This window comes from Xenorhabdus budapestensis (assembly GCF_002632465.1).
Lineage (GTDB): Bacteria > Pseudomonadota > Gammaproteobacteria > Enterobacterales > Enterobacteriaceae > Xenorhabdus > Xenorhabdus budapestensis.
Genome location: NZ_NIBS01000018.1, coordinates 1 through 16,695, shown reverse-complemented (window position 1 = coordinate 16,695; position 16,695 = coordinate 1). Strand labels below are relative to the sequence as shown.

Annotated in this window: 15 protein-coding genes and 1 other annotated feature; of the genes, 12 read left to right on the top strand and 3 right to left on the bottom strand. The window is 43.0% G+C overall.

Features of this window, described 5'->3' with window-relative positions; all coding sequences use genetic code 11:
* Positions 1-142: 142 nt before the first annotated feature.
* Positions 143-763 carry a glutathione S-transferase family protein gene (locus tag Xbud_RS14385; protein ID WP_099136701.1) on the top strand — a complete coding sequence of 207 codons (621 nt, stop codon included), beginning with the start codon at positions 143-145 and terminating at the stop codon, positions 761-763.
* On the opposite strand, the gene Xbud_RS14380 is transcribed toward Xbud_RS14385, so the two are convergent.
* Positions 764-1,615: an SDR family oxidoreductase gene (locus tag Xbud_RS14380; protein ID WP_099136700.1), complete on the bottom strand. Its 852-nt coding sequence runs from the start codon at positions 1,613-1,615 to the stop codon at positions 764-766.
* Positions 1,616-2,022: 407 nt separating this feature from the next.
* Positions 2,023-2,145: a sequence feature (His leader region), on the top strand.
* Between the two features lie 62 nt (positions 2,146-2,207).
* Here Xbud_RS14380 and hisG point away from each other — a divergent pair.
* From hisG to hisIE, 8 genes are read left to right on the top strand one after another with little or no spacing between them, the layout of a single operon-like run.
* A complete protein-coding gene (hisG, locus tag Xbud_RS14375) occupies positions 2,208-3,107 on the top strand; it encodes an ATP phosphoribosyltransferase (protein WP_099136699.1) in 900 nt (299 codons plus the stop codon).
* 5 nt (positions 3,108-3,112) lie between these two features.
* A complete protein-coding gene (gene hisD, locus Xbud_RS14370) occupies positions 3,113-4,495 on the top strand; it encodes a histidinol dehydrogenase (RefSeq protein ID WP_099136698.1) in 1,383 nt (460 codons plus the stop codon).
* Positions 4,495-5,601: a histidinol-phosphate transaminase gene (gene hisC / locus Xbud_RS14365; RefSeq protein WP_099136697.1), complete on the top strand. Its 1,107-nt coding sequence runs from the start codon at positions 4,495-4,497 to the stop codon at positions 5,599-5,601. The genes hisD and hisC overlap by 1 nt, the downstream gene beginning before the upstream one ends.
* Positions 5,598-6,665 carry a bifunctional histidinol-phosphatase/imidazoleglycerol-phosphate dehydratase HisB gene (hisB, locus tag Xbud_RS14360; protein ID WP_099136696.1) on the top strand — a complete coding sequence of 356 codons (1,068 nt, stop codon included), beginning with the start codon at positions 5,598-5,600 and terminating at the stop codon, positions 6,663-6,665. Before hisC ends, hisB begins: the two co-directional genes overlap by 4 nt.
* Positions 6,666-6,677: 12 nt before the next feature.
* Entirely contained in the window at positions 6,678-7,268 is a 591-nt protein-coding gene (gene hisH, locus Xbud_RS14355) for an imidazole glycerol phosphate synthase subunit HisH (protein ID WP_099136743.1), read from the top strand.
* 4 nt (positions 7,269-7,272) lie between these two features.
* The gene (gene hisA / locus Xbud_RS14350; RefSeq protein WP_099136695.1) at positions 7,273-8,010 is read left to right on the top strand and encodes a 1-(5-phosphoribosyl)-5-[(5-phosphoribosylamino)methylideneamino]imidazole-4-carboxamide isomerase; all 738 of its coding nucleotides are present in this window, start codon (positions 7,273-7,275) and stop codon (positions 8,008-8,010) included.
* Positions 7,992-8,768, top strand: coding sequence for an imidazole glycerol phosphate synthase subunit HisF (gene hisF, locus Xbud_RS14345; protein WP_099136694.1), 777 nt, complete (start codon positions 7,992-7,994; stop codon positions 8,766-8,768). The genes hisA and hisF overlap by 19 nt, the downstream gene beginning before the upstream one ends.
* The gene (gene hisIE / locus Xbud_RS14340) at positions 8,762-9,397 is read left to right on the top strand and encodes a bifunctional phosphoribosyl-AMP cyclohydrolase/phosphoribosyl-ATP diphosphatase HisIE (RefSeq protein WP_099136693.1); all 636 of its coding nucleotides are present in this window, start codon (positions 8,762-8,764) and stop codon (positions 9,395-9,397) included. Before hisF ends, hisIE begins: the two co-directional genes overlap by 7 nt.
* 163 nt (positions 9,398-9,560) lie before the next feature.
* Here hisIE and yiaY read toward each other — a convergent pair whose 3' ends face one another.
* Positions 9,561-10,712 (bottom strand): L-threonine dehydrogenase, encoded by a 1,152-nt coding sequence (yiaY, locus tag Xbud_RS14335; protein ID WP_099136692.1) that lies wholly within the window; start codon positions 10,710-10,712, stop codon positions 9,561-9,563.
* A gap of 337 nt (positions 10,713-11,049) precedes the next feature.
* Here yiaY and Xbud_RS20945 point away from each other — a divergent pair, with 337 nt between their 5' ends.
* Positions 11,050-11,175, top strand: a complete 126-nt coding sequence (locus tag Xbud_RS20945; protein WP_280176113.1) for a hypothetical protein — start codon at positions 11,050-11,052, stop codon at positions 11,173-11,175.
* A 110-nt stretch (positions 11,176-11,285) separates the two neighbouring features.
* Here Xbud_RS20945 and gndA read toward each other — a convergent pair whose 3' ends face one another.
* Positions 11,286-12,692: an NADP-dependent phosphogluconate dehydrogenase gene (gndA, locus tag Xbud_RS14330; protein WP_099136691.1), complete on the bottom strand. Its 1,407-nt coding sequence runs from the start codon at positions 12,690-12,692 to the stop codon at positions 11,286-11,288.
* A gap of 280 nt (positions 12,693-12,972) precedes the next feature.
* Here gndA and Xbud_RS14325 point away from each other — a divergent pair, with 280 nt between their 5' ends.
* Together Xbud_RS14325 and Xbud_RS14320 are read left to right on the top strand one after the other, a co-directional pair.
* Complete coding sequence (locus Xbud_RS14325) at positions 12,973-14,553, top strand: TerC family protein (RefSeq protein ID WP_099136690.1); 1,581 nt, start codon at positions 12,973-12,975, stop codon at positions 14,551-14,553.
* Between the two features lie 312 nt (positions 14,554-14,865).
* Positions 14,866-16,695: phage tail protein (locus Xbud_RS14320; protein WP_099136689.1), on the top strand; the 1,830-nt coding region annotated here is incomplete at its 3' end.

The following is a 16,695-nucleotide window of genomic DNA, read 5'->3' as shown; positions in this document are numbered from 1 at the left end:
GCCAAAATACAAAACCTCTATTAATATAGGATGTTATGAGATAAGACTCCAATCCAATAACGTAAAGATTTTACTGTCATTCACATGCATTTATTGTCATATTATCAATAATTCAGAACAACCTGATATTAAGGAAAAAATGATGTTAACAGTCTGGGGCCGTAAAAATTCATCAAATGTAAAAAAGGTTCTTTGGTGTCTGGAAGAATTAAAGATCCCATATCAGCAAATTGATGTTGGTGGAAAATTTGGCAAACTTGATGAACCGAAATATTTGCACATGAATCCCAATGGTGTTATTCCATGTTTACAGGATGATGATTTTATTCTGTGGGAATCAAATGTGATTGTTCGTTACATTGCGGAAAAATTTGGCAAAGATATTATTTATCCAACTGATATTAAAGAAAAATATAATGTCGAAAAATGGATGGATTGGATAGGCTGTAATCTCTTTCCTCCAATCAAACAGCTTATGATAAACTTTGTCAGAACTCCAGAAGCACAACGCGATCAAAAAATCATCTCTCAAGCATTTGCAGAGATAAAAAAACTGCTGAAAATTGCTGATGAAACATTAGGCAAACAAACCTATCTTTCCGGTGATAAATTTGGCATGGCCGATATCGCCCTTGCTCCCTTTGTCTACCTATGGATTAATGTCGTGACAGAGCATCCATCGCTGCCAAGCTTAGAACGCTGGTATCAATTAATGACTGAAAGACCAGCGTTCCAAAAAATCGTTATGATTGAAATAAACTAATTACAGGCTCATCGGCATTCTACCGGGGTCTGGATACTGATACTCGAACCCCAGTTCCCGGCAGATGCGGCTCCCATCAACTGTTTTACACTTCCCTGCGTGATTTTCCATTTCTTCATCTTCCGGTTGTAAAAATTCTGGCGGGGTCAAATTAAGCTGACGGCAGGCTTGCGAATAAAACTCCGATCTTCTGGGATGTTCCGGAGCACACAAGTTATAAATATTGCCTCCTTCAGAACGCTGAATAAGGAGCTTAATAGCAGAGATAGCATCATCCTGATGAACTAAATTAACTGCATTTTCTCCCCCAGCAATGGCTTTCTGCCCTGCCAGAAAACGTCCTGCATGACGACCACTACCTACCAAACCCGCCAAACGCAGGATATCAACAGATGTATTGGGTAATTGATGCAACCAGTTTTCCAGCTCAACCAATGCCTTAGCAGATTGAGTTTCAGGAAACAATGGTGCATCTTCATTGAGATGGCCGACAGAAGAGCCGTAAACGGAAGTTGAACTGGTAAAAATAATATGAGGAACAGAATACGAGAGAGCAGTATCAACAAGTAACTGTATTGCTCTGACATACTCTGCCCCACCTCCTGCAACTCTGCTGACAGGCAATGTCAAAACCAATACATCAACTGACATAAGTTGTTCAAGCTTATCAGGTGTACAGATGATTTCAGGAGTCAAATTCAATAAATGACAGTCAACTCCACACATACAGGCTGCTTCAACACCATCCGGGGTTGTTTTGCTACCGACTACCTGTATACCACTCCTCCGTAAAGCTTGTGCCAATGGCATTCCCAGCCATCCCAGTCCAATAATTGAAACCTTTTTCACCATGATTCTCCCCAGCTCATATGATTTTGATTATTGAAGCAAATTGTGCCTGTAAAGGATATCACCCGCTCACTTACCTAAAGAGGATAAAACATAATTTTCATATAAAACAAAAGATTAATAGCTAAAAATAACTTTTTTTAAAAAAGGGTTGCTTTTCATACACAGGATCAGATAGGTTAAATGGCACACAACCAATTTCTTATGTCTGCTAACCTATAGCAAACATATAATATATATAAAGTGAAGCATAAAGTTTTCCTGAAGTCACAAAGTAGACCAAACATAAGTAACGCTAAAATATGCTATTGCCTACAAGGCTGTGACTTGGAAGACAACAAATGTACACTTAAATTATTAATCACGTATTCGGCAGAGAGCACACATATTATGAATCGTATTCAATTTAACCATCACCACCATCATCCTGATTAGTCTTTCAGGCTGTTGTGTGCTGGAAGACGTTTAATAACTCTTCCGGTGGTATGAATACGATAAAAAACCCTCGGAAGATTTTCCGAGGGTTTTTTTATGCCCAACAGATTCCGAGTTACCTAAGTTTTAAATTTATATATTGATATAGGGTAGACATAACATGTTAGATAAAACTCGATTACGGATAGCTATGCAGAAATCAGGCCGTTTGAGTGATGACTCCCAGACATTACTGGCGCGCTGTGGCATCAAAATTCATTTACAACAACAGCGCCTGATCGCATTCGCAGAAAATATGCCCATTGATATCCTACGTGTCCGCGACGATGATATTCCCGGCCTTGTAATGGATGGTGTTGTCGATTTAGGTATTGTTGGTGAAAATGTACTTGAAGAAGAACTACTTAGCCGTTGCGCACAGGGAGATAGCCCACAATATACCACACTGCGCCGCCTTGATTTTGGTAGTTGCCGCCTTTCTCTCGCCGCCCCTCTTGATTATGACTATACTGGCGTGGAATGTTTGCAAAGCTCTCGTATCGCCACCTCTTACCCACACCTATTAAAACGCTACCTGGATCAAAAAGGCATTCAATTCAAACCCTGTCTTCTCAATGGCTCTGTTGAAGTCGCGCCCCGGGCAGGATTGGCCGATGCCATCTGTGATTTGGTGTCAACTGGTGCAACATTGGAAGCAAACGGTCTGCGGGAAGTTGAAGTTATCTATCGTTCAAAAGCCTGTCTGATCCAGCGTGATGGTGAAATGCCAGAAACCAAACAACAACTCATTGATAAGTTAATGATCCGCATTCAAGGTGTCATTCAGGCTCGTGAGTCCAAATACATCATGCTACATGCCCCAAGTGACAAGTTAGAAGAAATTATTTCATTACTGCCGGGCGCAGAGCGCCCAACTATTTTGCCACTAGCCGGAGCTCAAAACCGTGTCGCCATGCACATGGTCAGCAGTGAAACTCTATTCTGGGAAACGATGGAAAAACTCAAAACACTGGGTGCCAGTTCCATTCTTGTTTTGCCCATTGAAAAGATGATGGAGTAACCTTGATGAGTGCCAATCTTAATATAACTTTGAGCAATGCCGCTGATTTTAACACCATCATTCGCTGGCAAGAGTGTACGCCAAAGCAACAGCAAATACTGCTGACCCGCCCCGCTGTTGCCGCATCTGAAGATGTTGCCCGTACGGTAAAACAGATCCTGGAAACCGTCAAAGAACGCGGAGATGAAGCATTACGGGAGCTTAGTCAACGTTTCGATAATATCGCAGTTAATACCATCCAAATTTCTGTAGATGAAATTAACGCCGCAACCAAACGCCTGACATCAGAAATCAAGCAGGCCATGCAACAGGCCATGAACAATATCCGCCTGTTTCATGAAGCACAAAAACCAACAGTGGTTGAAGTAGAAACCACACCCGGTGTGTACTGCCAACAAATTACACGACCAATTGATTCAGTAGGGCTATACATCCCCGGAGGTTCCGCGCCATTACTTTCCACTGTGCTGATGCTCGGAACACCTGCCAGTATCGCAGGGTGCCGTAAGGTAATTTTATGCTCTCCACCACCGATTGCTGATGAAATACTCTATGCTGCCCAATTATGCGGTATCAGCGAAATATTTCAGATTGGTGGTGCTCAAGCCATTGCAGCAATGGCATTTGGTACAGAATCCATCCCTAAAGTGGATAAAATTTTTGGCCCAGGTAGCGCATGGGTCACCGAAGCCAAACGACAAGTAAGCCAACACCTTGATGGTGCAACCATTGATATGCCCGCTGGCCCCTCAGAGATACTGGTAATTGCTGATAATAGCGCTAACCCCACATTTACAGCAGCAGACCTACTTTCACAAGCAGAACATGGCCCAGATTCCCAAGTCATATTGGTCACACCTGACGAAAATTATGCCAAACAGGTCACTCGTGAAATTGAGAAACAACTTCTCACACTGCCACGTCAACAAATCGCGATTCAGGCCTTACGATCCAGCCGTATCATTGTCACTGCTAATATTGACCAATGTGTGACAATCAGTAACCAATATGGCCCTGAGCATTTGATCATCCAAACACGGCAACCAGAACAGATTGTAGATAAAATCACCAATGCTGGTTCCATTTTCCTTGGCGACTGGTCGCCTGAATCTGCGGGAGATTATGCTTCCGGTACAAATCACGTATTACCAACTTATGGTTATACCTCAACCTATTCAAGCCTCGGTTTGGCTGATTTCCTGAAAAGAATGACAGTTCAGAAACTCACGCCACAAGGTTTAAAAAACCTTGCACCAACCATAGAAACACTAGCACAGACAGAACAACTCACTGCACACAAGAATGCGGTCACATTACGCATAGCTGCTCTGAACAGTACAAATATACAGACAACGCCGACACGTAGCCCAAAGCTTAAGGAGAAATAATGAGCACTGTTTTTGATGTCAATTCACTGGCAAGAGAAAATATCCGCAAATTAGTCCCTTATATGTCAGCCCGTCGTCTGGGTGGCAATGGTGATATTTGGTTAAATGCCAACGAATATCACACCGCTCCTGATTTTCAATTCTCGGAAAAAACTCTCAACCGTTATCCTGAGTGCCAACCTGTAACGGTTATTCAGCGTTATGCAGATTACACAGACCTGCAACCAGAACAAGTGCTTGTCAGCCGTGGAGCTGATGAATCCATAGAACTGCTGATCCGCGTTTTCTGCGAACCGGGTAAAGATGCCATTCTGCTTTGCCCTCCAACATATGGTATGTACAGTGTCAGTGCTGAAACCTTCGGTGTCGAGCAGAAAAAGATCCTCAGCAGTACTGACTGGCAGCCAAATATTCCAGCAATCCAAAGTAATCTGGATCGCGTCAAATTGATCTATATTTGCAACCCGAATAATCCAACAGGTAATCTGATTGACCCCGCTGCATTACGCCAGATCCTCGAACTTGCCCGCAATCATGCCATTGTTGCCATTGATGAAGCCTACATCGAATTCAGCCCGCAAAATAGTACCATTCACTGGCTGAAAGAGTATCCACACTTGGTGATTTTGCGAACCCTCTCGAAAGCTTTTGCTTTAGCAGGGCTACGTTGTGGATTTACTCTGGCTTCTGCCGATATTATCGCGCTAATGTTGAAAGTGATTGCTCCTTATCCACTTGCTACGCCTGTTGCAGACATCGCAGCACAAGCGTTAACTGCAACAGGCATTCAAGCAATGCAAAACCGGGTAGAAGAAATTATTGCTAATCGTGCTTATCTACAAGCAGCACTTGATGAACTGATATTAGTGGAAAAGGTATTCCCCAGTGGAACTAACTATATTCTGGTGAGATTCACCAATGCTGAATTAGTATTCAGAACATTATGGGATCAAGGCATTATCCTGCGCGATCAACAAAAACAACCAGGGTTAGAAAATTGCTTACGTATTACTGTTGGCAGCCGTAGTGAATGTGAGCAACTTGTCAATGCCATTGCTACTCTTTGCAAACAAACTCAACAAGTACAGGAAACAGAAAATCCATGAGCCAGAAATTGCTTTTCATTGATCGCGATGGAACATTGATTACTGAACCACCAACTGATTATCAAGTTGATCGCCTTGATAAACTGGCATTTGAGACTGGAGTGATCCCTGCTCTGCTGACCCTGCAAAAATCCGGTTACAAACTGGTTATGGTCACTAATCAGGATGGATTAGGTACAAACAGTTTTCCACTAGCTGATTTTGAACCATCTCATAATCTGATGATGCAAGTTCTTACCTCACAAGGTATTCAGTTTGAAGAGGTATTAATCTGCCCTCACAAACCGGAAGATAACTGTGATTGCCGCAAACCAAGACTCGGCTTGGTCGAGAAATATCTGGCAGATGGTGTTATGGATGACAAAAACAGTTATGTGATTGGTGATCGGGAAACTGACCTGCAATTAGCCCAAAAGATGGGAATACAAAGTATTCATTATCAAGCTGATTCACAGGGCTGGTCAGCTATTTGTGAACAGTTGACCCGTAAAGATCGTTATTCCAGCGTAAATCGTAAAACGAAAGAAACTGCGATCAATATTGAAATTTGGTTGGATCGTGAAGGAGAGAGTCGCATTAATACCGGTGTCGGTTTCTTTGATCATATGCTGGATCAGATCGCCACTCATGGTGGTTTCCGCATGAACATTCAAGTTGATGGTGATCTTTATATTGATGATCATCACACTGTTGAAGACACCGGCCTTGCGTTGGGGGAAGCTCTGAAACAAGCATTAGGTGATAAACGTGGTATTGCCCGTTTCGGATTTACGCTTCCAATGGACGAATGTCTTGCCCGTTGCGCCCTGGATATTTCCGGCCGACCACACCTCGAATATAAAGCTGAGTTTAAACACCAACGCGTCGGGGATTTAAGCACAGAGATGATCGAACACTTTTTCCGCTCCCTCTCTTATACAATGGGATGTACCTTACACCTGAAAACGAAAGGTAAGAACGATCACCATCGTGCCGAAAGTCTGTTTAAAGTTTTTGGCCGTACCCTAAGACAAGCTATCCGTATAGAAGGCAACACTTTGCCCAGCTCTAAAGGTGTCTTATAAGAGAAAATGATGATGAAAGTTGTTATTTTGGATACAGGCTGTGCCAATCTTGCTTCGGTTACCTATGCTGTTCGTCGGTTAGGCTATGAACCTGTAATCAGTCGTGATGCAGATATTGTTAAATCAGCCGAGAAACTGTTCTTACCAGGTGTAGGCACAGCTACTGCCGCAATGGATCAACTTCAACAACGAAAATTGATCTCCCTGATCACTTCTCTCACTCAGCCGATATTAGGGATCTGTTTGGGTATGCAACTTCTGGCTGAAATCAGCGAAGAAGGTGGCAATATCCCATTACTCAAATTAATCCATTCTTCTGTCAGAAAAATGGCAACTTCTGATTTGCCATTACCACATATGGGATGGAATCAAGTTAACGTTCTCGCCGAACATCCCTTGTTCCACAATATTAAAAATAATGCCTATTTTTATTTCGTACACAGTTATGCCCTACCTATTGGCGAATACACCATTGCTCAAACGAATTATGGCAATCCATTCAGTAGTGCAATTGCAAAAAACAATTTTTTTGGTGTGCAATTCCACCCTGAGCGCTCCGGCGCGGCAGGGGCACAGCTATTGAAAAACTTTTTGGAGATGTAATCGCATGATTATACCTGCATTAGATCTAATTGATGGCAACGTTGTGCGTTTGCATCAGGGTGATTATGACCGACGCCGGGATTATGGAAATTCTCCCTTATCCCGTTTACAGGAATATGAACAAACAGGTGCCAAGCTATTACATCTGGTGGATTTGACCGGAGCAAAAGATCCCACCAAACGCCAAATCACATTGTTACGTAAACTACTGGCGGGCGTTTCCATTCCAGTACAAGTAGGTGGAGGCATCCGCTCAGAAAACGATGTCAAAGCGCTCTTTGAAGCAGGAGCAAGTCGGATAGTTATTGGCTCAATGGCGGTCACCCAGCCAGAATTAGTTAAACAATGGTTTCAAGATTACGGAGCAGAAGCCATAGTGCTGGCACTGGATATCCGCATCAATACAGATAGTGTTAAACAAATTGCCATCAGTGGTTGGCAGGAAAACAGTAAGGTCACACTTGAACAAGTTGTTGAACAATATCTTTCTGTTGGCCTAAAGCATGTCCTATGTACCGATATTTCCCGTGATGGCACACTGAGTGGTTCTAATATTTCACTGTATAAGGAAATCAGTCAACGCTATCCACAAGTCGCATTTCAAGCATCCGGAGGAATCGGTAGTCTTGCCGATATTTCTCCCCTACCTGCGTCTGGTGTTACAGGTGTGATTGTTGGTCGTGCGTTACTTGAAGGAAAATTCACACTGAGAGAGGCTATTCAATGTTGGCAAAACGCATAATCCCTTGCCTTGATGTACGCGATGGACAAGTGGTTAAAGGGGTGCAATTCCGTAATCATGAGATTATTGGGGATATCGTTCCCCTTGCACAACGCTACGCCCAGGAAGGTGCAGACGAACTGGTATTTTACGATATCACCGCCTCTTCTGCTGGCCGTATAGTCGATAAAAGCTGGGTTGCGAAAGTAGCCGAAGTGATCGATATCCCTTTTTGCGTTGCTGGTGGGATCAAAACCGTCGAAGATGCAGGGCAAATCTTATCATTCGGTGCAGATAAAATTTCTATTAATTCCCCTGCCTTGGCAGATCCTTCTTTAATTAACCGTCTGGCGGATCGCTATGGGGTTCAGTGTGTCGTGATCGGTATCGATACATGGTTTGATGAAAAGAGCAATAGCTATCAAGTGTATCAATTTACCGGAGATGAAAAACGCACCATCGCAACTTCATGGCAAACATTAGATTGGGTCAAAGAAGTACAACAACGTGGAGCAGGTGAAATTGTCCTGAACATGATGAATCAGGATGGGGTTCGTGGTGGTTATGATCTCACCCAGCTTAAACTAGTTCGAGAAGCCTGTTCTGTGCCCTTAATCGCTTCCGGTGGTGCAGGTGATCCAATACATTTTCTGGACGCCTTCAAAATAGCTAATGTTGATGGTGCTTTAGCCGCTTCCGTTTTCCACAAACAGATCATCAACATTGGTGAACTGAAACAGTATCTGGCAGCACAAGGGGTTGAAATAAGAACATGTTAACAATACCGCCATTAACACAACAAGAAATCAAAAAATTAGATTGGGAAAAAGTCGATAACCTCATGCCCGTTATTGTGCAACATGTAGTATCTGGCACAGTGTTGATGATGGGTTACATGGATCAGGAAGCACTGAATGTGACGCTAATTTCAGGCAAAGTTACCTTTTTCTCGCGCACTAAACAACGGTTATGGACTAAAGGTGAAAGCTCCGGCAATTTTCTGGAATTAGTTGAAATTCACCCTGACTGTGATAACGATACTCTCCTTATCCTTGCCAACCCTATCGGCCCAACCTGTCATAAAGGCACTGAAAGCTGTTTTGCTTCCGCACAAACAGAATGGGGTTTTCTTTACCAACTGGAACAGTTAATAGCAAGTCGAAAAAATGCGTCCCCGGATAACTCCTATACTGCCTGTCTGTACGCCAGTGGGACAAAACGCATTGCGCAAAAAGTGGGAGAAGAAGGTGTAGAAACCGCATTAGCAGCAACCGTTAATGATAAAGAAGAGCTCATCAATGAAGCTGCGGATTTGATTTATCATCTGTTAGTGTTACTACAAGATCAAGATTTGGATCTCAGTTGTGTCATCCGCCAATTGCAAAAAAGGCATTCAATTAAGGAATAACCTTTAAAGAATAGTTTTCTGAATAGGAATCAAAGTTCGAAAATACCGCCACTTCGTTAATTTATCTTAATAAAACGAAGTGGCTTTTTACTAAATCTTACCCTTACCAGAGAAGATGGCAGAATTTATGAAAAATTTTATGAATAAAAAATGTTATGAATCACTACATTGCCTCTTCGAAAATAGCAACAATCTCTTCATGTGATGCCTGAATCGGATTGGTGAAACCACAAGCATCTTTTAAGGCATTAGCTGACAATGTTGGGATATCTTCTGCTTTAACATTCAGCTCAGCTAATCCCGCCGGGATATTGACATCTTTTGCCAGCCGACTGATCTCTTGAATACATACTTCTGCACCCTCTTGATCATCGACATTCGCAACATTGGCTCCCATCGCAGCAGCAATATCTTTCAAGCGAGATGCTGCGGCTTTGGCATTAAAGCGCTGTACATGAGGTAATAACACCGCATTACAGACACCATGTGGCAGGTCATAAAAACCACCTAACTGGTGCGCCATCGCGTGAACATAACCCAAAGAAGCATTATTGAATGCCATACCCGCTAAGAATTGGGCATAAGCCATATTTTCACGCGCTTCCACATCACTACCATCTTTAACAGCACGGCGCAAATAGCGGCTAATCATTGTTACCGCTTTTAACGCACAGGCATCAGTGATCGGGTTAGCTGCTATAGATACATAGGCTTCAATCGCGTGAGTCAATGCATCCATACCCGTCGCAGCTGTCAGCCCTTTTGGCATTCCAATCATCAATGCAGGATCATTGACTGATAAGATTGGAGTCACGTTTTTGTCCACAATTGCCATTTTAATATGGCGATCTATATCTGTGATGATACAAAAACGCGTCATTTCGGAAGCTGTCCCTGCTGTAGTATTAATTGCTATCAGCGGTAATTGGGGTTTCGCAGAGCGATCAACACCTTCATAATCACGGATATCACCACCATTTGCGGCAACCAGCGCAATACCTTTTGCACAGTCGTGTGGTGAACCACCACCCAGAGAAATTACAAAATCACAATCATGCTGACGCAGAATAGCCAGCCCTTGTTCAACATTGATCGTAGTTGGGTTCGGATTCGTTCCATCATAAACTGCACTTTTTATCCCTACATCAGTCAATAACCTCTGAACTTTCCCAACAACACCAATCTCGTTCAGCACATGGTCAGTGACAATCAAGGCCTGTCTATAGCCATAAGTTTTCACTAACTCAACGGCTTCATTCAAGCATCCCATACCGATTTTATTCACTGCTGGGATAAAGAAAGTTGATATTGCCATTAAGAACTCCTTAGATTTTACTGAGGTATCTCAAATCCTGATGTAAGAGAAGTGATTTATAATTTGTCACTTATCTGCATCAGTAATTTTGACTCACATCAATAACCTCCAGTGTAGGATTAAAAAATAAACTGAAATTCACTAAACCTAAAAAAATAAAAATTTATTTTAAAATGAGTCAAATACAGGATTAAACATTCAAAACGCCACCGGAGGGCGCTCAGGTATCGCCATACCGGAGTTAGTCACATTTAGAATACTCTCCAGTTAACCAGAAAAACTTAAACAAAATTTATATTTTGCTATAATTTAACCAGACGAAATAGGTGATTATTCTATGAATAATATTTTTGTTCTGGTAATAATTGGGCTGGTGGTTATCTGCATTATTGTGATGCATCATGCTTTTGATGCAAATATGGCTCACTGGCTGGCGCAATTTGCTGAATGGTTGGTGAGATAGAGATCATTTCCTTATATGTTGTTTATTAAAAAATTCTGTTACAAAAAGGTGCTGAAAACTCAGCACCCCATCATTTTGAAAGTTGAATATTTATTATAGATATCTAACTATTATGATAACCATTCAGTGTGAAACACACCTTCTTTATCGATACGCTTATAGGTATGCGCTCCGAAATAGTCGCGCTGTGCCTGAATCAGGTTGGCAGGCAAAACGGCAGAGCGATAGCTATCGTAATAAGAGATAGCCGCAGAGAAAGTTGGTGTTGGAATACCATTCTGTACACCATAAGAAACAACATCGCGCAGAGCTTGCTGATATTCATCAGCGATTTGTTTAAAGTAAGGTGCCAGCAACAGGTTAGCAATATCCTGGTTTTCGTTGTAAGCATCCGTAATTTTTTGCAGGAATTGCGCACGAATAATACAACCAGCACGGAAGATCTTGGCAATTTCACCGTAGTTCAAATCCCAATTGTATTCATCAGAAGATGCTTTCAACTGTTGGAAACCTTGCGCATAAGAAACGATCTTGCCTAAATACAAAGCACGACGAACTTTCTCAATAAATTCTGACTTATCACCTTTAAATGGCTGGGCTTCTGGCCCTGACAGAACTTTAGATGCAGCCACTCGCTGATCTTTCATAGAAGAGATGTAACGCGCGAAGACAGATTCAGTAATCAACGTTACTGGAACACCCAGATCCAGAGAACTCTGGCTAGTCCATTTACCAGTCCCTTTATTAGCGGCTTCATCCAGGATCACATCTACCAGATATTTACCTTCTTCATCTTTCTTATTGAAGATATCAGAGGTAATTTCAATCAGATAACTACTCAACTCACCCTGATTCCAATCATTGAATACATCTGCCAGTTCCTGATTGCTCAGATTCAGTGAATGTTTCAGCAAAGAATAAGCTTCAGCAATTAGCTGCATATCACCATACTCAATACCATTATGAACCATCTTTACGTAGTGACCTGCTCCATCCGGGCCAATATAAGTCACACAAGGTTCACCATCTGCTTGAGCAGCGATCTCTTTCAAAATCGGTGCAACCAGTTCATAAGCTTCTTTCTGACCACCCGGCATAATTGAAGGGCCTTTTAATGCACCTTCTTCACCACCGGAAACCCCTGTACCAATAAAGTTAAAACCTTGAGCGGATAATTCACGATTACGGCGGATAGTATCCTGAAAATAGGTGTTGCCACCATCGATCAGAATGTCACCCTTATCCAAATGCGGCGTCAGAGATGCAATGGTTTTATCCGTAGCTTCACCTGCTTTAACCATTAACAGAATACGACGTGGCCTTTCCAGCGAATCGACAAACTCTTCAATGGAATAACTTGGAACTAATTTTTTCCCTGGATTTTCAGCGATAACTTCATCAGTTTTATCGCTGGAGCGGTTAAAAATAGATACAGAGTAACCACGGCTTTCAATATTCAACGCCAGATTGCGTCCCATAACCGCCATACCGACAACACCGATCTGTTGCTTGGACATGAATAACTCCCGTCTGATAATGACTTGCTACCTATCAAAATGTTGTACATGTAACAATATCGCGTACAACAAAATATAGTAGACAATTTGTTAATGAGATCACATGTTAACTCAGGAATGGGTATCGGGGGTAGTTATTGATGCAACCGATATTGTGATACTGTTTTTTTGCTGAAAAAATTTCCAACTGTAATAAATCGCCTATTGATATTTTGGCAATCAATCCTCATTATTCAGAGGTCGGCACAAGCCGTCACACTAAAAAGGTAAAATAAACTATATGGAATGGATCGCTGATCCAACGATATGGGCAGGTCTGGCCACACTTATCGTTTTAGAAATTGTTCTCGGTATTGACAACTTAATCTTTATTGCCATTCTGGCAGATAAACTTCCTGAAAAACAGAGGGATAAAGCTCGTCTCACAGGTTTGTCCTGCGCTCTTTTGATGAGGTTGCTCTTACTATTCAGCCTCTCTTGGCTTATTTCTCTGACAACACCATTGCTAACCTTGTGGGATCACCCATTCAGTGCCCGTGATTTAATTATGCTGATAGGGGGAATGTTTCTGCTATTTAAAGCCACAATGGAGTTGAATGAACGGCTGGAAGGAAAAATCCTGCATACCAATCAACAACGTAAAGGAACAAGTTTTTGGGCAGTTGTCGTACAGATTATTGTCTTAGATGCTGTTTTCTCACTGGATTCCGTTATTACCGCTGTAGGTATGGTGAATCATATTGGCATCATGGTTACTGCGGTCATCATCGCCATGATCCTGATGATATGGGCCAGTAAGCCGCTGACAAAGTTTGTTAATGCCCATCCTACCATCGTGATACTGTGTCTCAGTTTTCTACTGATGATTGGTTTCAGCCTGGTAGCCGAAGGCTTTGGCTACAAAATACCCAAAGGCTATCTTTATGCCGCTATTGGCTTCTCCATTATGATCGAAGCACTAAATCAATTCTCCCAGTTCAATCGTCGCAAATTCCTGAGTGCTTCCCGCTCACTGCGTGAGAGAACCGCAGAAGCTGTCCTCCATATTTTAAATGGCAGACGTGAAAGTGCGGATTTGGATAATCATACCTCCAGTTTGATCGCGGATCATGAAAAGCACAAAGAAGTTTTTGAACCACAAGAACGGCAAATGATTGCCCGCGTTTTTAGTCTTGCACAACGTACAGTCAGCAGTATTATGACCTCACGCCACGACGTGGTTTACCTTGATGTTCACTCACCTACTGATAAACTGGCTATATTTCTGGAGCAAAAACCACATACTCGGATTGTTGTCACGGATGAAAAAACTAGTGATGAACCGCTGGGTGTGGTTCATGTAATTGATATCCTTAATCAACAACTCACTCATAAGACATCTAATTTGCGGCAATTAGTACAACAACCTTTGATTTTCCCTGAATCTCTCTCTTTACTTCAGGCGTTAGAACAGTTCCGTCAGGCACAAACTCACTTTGCTTTTGTTGTTGATGAATTTGGCTCTGTTGAAGGTATTGTCACAGTCACAGATGTAATGGAAACCATCACAGGAAACTTGCCTGTAGGTAGTGGAGAGATTGATGCTCGCCATGATATTCAGGTCACAGAAGAAGGGCATTGGATTGCCAATGGATTTATGCCACTGGATGATCTGATACTTTATGTTCCACTGCCACTGGATGAAAAACGCGAATACCAAACACTAGCAGGCCTGTTGATGGAACATTTACAACATATTCCACAACAAGGGGAACAACTACAAATTGGCGATTATCTTTTTGAACCACTGGAAATCACTAGTCATCGCATTAACAAAGTGAAAATCACCTTGCTAAAAATAGAAGAAGAGATGAAAGAATAATCCACTCAGTGATACACATCATTTACTGACAAAAACCGACACTATGTCGGTTTTTTCGTTTCTGACAAATTTCATTATTTTGATTTAATTTGAATTTTCAGATAATTAATCCGCTTTATCTTGCAGATGCAATGTATGTCTCATATAGGCATGACCTGCCTACATTTCTCCACGAACACATGTTTACCAAAACAATGAGCTCATTAAACAGTCTGCTGTTATAGCTCAAGCAAATGCTACAGGGACTTGTGTCGTAACAGGCAGGTTTGTGAATTATTCCATTGACTTGACATTGATAAATAAGGGGATTACATGAGTACGAAATATTTTTCATTATTGACAGATTCAGGCGCCAATAAGCTGGAAGACGCTGCAACCTCAGGTAACAAGTTTGAAATTACACATATGGCAGTTGGCGACGGAAATTTGCCAACGCCTAATGCTAATCAAACTCAATTGATTAATGAAAGACATCGCGCAGAAATTGACAGATTATTCATTGATCCTAAAAATCCTAACCAAATTGTTATTGAACAGATACTCCCAGAAGATGAGGGTAGCTGGTGGATCCGTGAAATAGGCCTGTTTGATAAAAGTGGTACACTAGTTGCCATCGGAAACTGTGCTGAACTGTACAAATCACAGATGCATGAACAAACAATTCGTATGCTTTTACCTATTGATAACATAAATTTGATAGGTTCGTTTGAAGAATTATTTTCTGGCTTAGCAACTCGCAGATACGTAAGGGACAAAATCAGAGACCATGCAGAAAGCCGTAACCATCCAGATGCTACGTTGAAAAACAAAGGATTTGTTATCTTAAGTAATGCTGTAGACAGTAACAGTGAAGCCCATGCAGCAACATCAAAAGCCGTGAAATCAGCTAATGAATTAGCCCTGAAAGCCGCAGACAGTAAAGTGCCGTTAACCCGCCGTGTCAACGACAAAGAGCTGGTCAATGACATTACCCTGACTGCCGCCGATGTCGGCGCCTATACCAAGGACGAAACCGATGCGCGGATCAAAGAGGGTGATGCACAGGTCATGAAAGTGGCGGACAGCAAAGTGCCGTTAACCCGCCGTATCAACGACAAAGAGCTGGTCAATGACATTGCCCTGACTGCCGCCGATGTCGGCGCCTACAGCAAGGATGAAACCGATAGCCGGATCAAAGACGGCGATGCACAGGTCATGAAAGTGGCGGACAGCAAAGTGCCGTTAACCCGCCGTGTCAACGACAAAGAGCTGGTCAATGACATTACCCTGACTGCCGCCGATGTCGGCGCCTACAGCAAGGATGAAACCGATGCGCGGATCAAAGACGGTGATGCACAGGTCATGAAAGTGGCGGACAGCAAAGTGCCGTTAACCCGCCGTGTCAACGACAAAGAGCTGGTCAATGACATTACCCTGACTGCCGCCGATGTCGGCGCCTACAGCAAGGATGAAACCGATGCGCGGATCAAAGACGGTGATGCACAGGTCATGAAAGTGGCGGACAGCAAAGTGCCGTTAACCCGCCGTGTCAACGACAAAGAGCTGGTCAATGACATTACCCTGACTGCCGCCGATGTTGGGGCCTACAGCAAGGACGAAACCGATAGCCGGATTAAAGACGGTGATGCGCAAGTCATGCAGGAAACCCAGAAGGCTATGCATGAAGCTCAACAGGCTCTGAAAGCCGCGGACGGCAAAGTGCCGTTAATCCGCCGTGTCAACGACAAAGAGCTGGTCAATGATATTACCCTGACTGCCGCCGATGTCGGCGCCTACAACAAGGACGAAACCGATAGCCGGATTAAAGACGGCGATGCGCAAGTCATGCAGGAAACCCAGAAGGCTATGCATGAAGCCCAGCGAGCATTGAATGAAGCTCAACAGGCCCTGAAAGCCGCAGACAGCAAAGTGCCTCTGACCCGCCGTGTCAACGATAAAGAGCTGGTCAATGACATTACCCTGACTGCCGCCAATGTCGGCGCTTACAGCAAGGACGAAACCGATGCGCGGATCAAAGACGGTGATGCACAGGTCATGAAAGTGGCGGACAGCAAAGTGCCGTTACCCCGCCGTGTCAATGATAAAGAGCTGGTCAATGACATTACCCTGACCGCCGCCGATGTCGGCGCCTACAGCAAGGAC

What these genes read in the sequence shown, in the direction of transcription:
- Xbud_RS14380 (WP_099136700.1), bottom strand. Translation starts at nt 1,615, where the DNA reads ATGGTGAAAAAGGTTTCAATTATTGGACTGGGATGGCTGGGAATGCCA.
- Xbud_RS14385 (WP_099136701.1), top strand. Translation starts at nt 143, where the DNA reads ATGTTAACAGTCTGGGGCCGTAAAAATTCATCAAATGTAAAAAAGGTT.
- hisD (WP_099136698.1), top strand. Translation starts at nt 3,113, where the DNA reads ATGAGTGCCAATCTTAATATAACTTTGAGCAATGCCGCTGATTTTAAC.
- hisA (WP_099136695.1), top strand. Translation starts at nt 7,273, where the DNA reads ATGATTATACCTGCATTAGATCTAATTGATGGCAACGTTGTGCGTTTG.
- gndA (WP_099136691.1), bottom strand. Translation starts at nt 12,692, where the DNA reads ATGTCCAAGCAACAGATCGGTGTTGTCGGTATGGCGGTTATGGGACGC.
- hisG (WP_099136699.1), top strand. Translation starts at nt 2,208, where the DNA reads ATGTTAGATAAAACTCGATTACGGATAGCTATGCAGAAATCAGGCCGT.
- hisB (WP_099136696.1), top strand. Translation starts at nt 5,598, where the DNA reads ATGAGCCAGAAATTGCTTTTCATTGATCGCGATGGAACATTGATTACT.
- yiaY (WP_099136692.1), bottom strand. Translation starts at nt 10,712, where the DNA reads ATGGCAATATCAACTTTCTTTATCCCAGCAGTGAATAAAATCGGTATG.
- hisH (WP_099136743.1), top strand. Translation starts at nt 6,678, where the DNA reads ATGAAAGTTGTTATTTTGGATACAGGCTGTGCCAATCTTGCTTCGGTT.
- Xbud_RS20945 (WP_280176113.1), top strand. Translation starts at nt 11,050, where the DNA reads ATGAATAATATTTTTGTTCTGGTAATAATTGGGCTGGTGGTTATCTGC.
- hisIE (WP_099136693.1), top strand. Translation starts at nt 8,762, where the DNA reads ATGTTAACAATACCGCCATTAACACAACAAGAAATCAAAAAATTAGAT.
- hisF (WP_099136694.1), top strand. Translation starts at nt 7,992, where the DNA reads ATGTTGGCAAAACGCATAATCCCTTGCCTTGATGTACGCGATGGACAA.
- Xbud_RS14325 (WP_099136690.1), top strand. Translation starts at nt 12,973, where the DNA reads ATGGAATGGATCGCTGATCCAACGATATGGGCAGGTCTGGCCACACTT.
- hisC (WP_099136697.1), top strand. Translation starts at nt 4,495, where the DNA reads ATGAGCACTGTTTTTGATGTCAATTCACTGGCAAGAGAAAATATCCGC.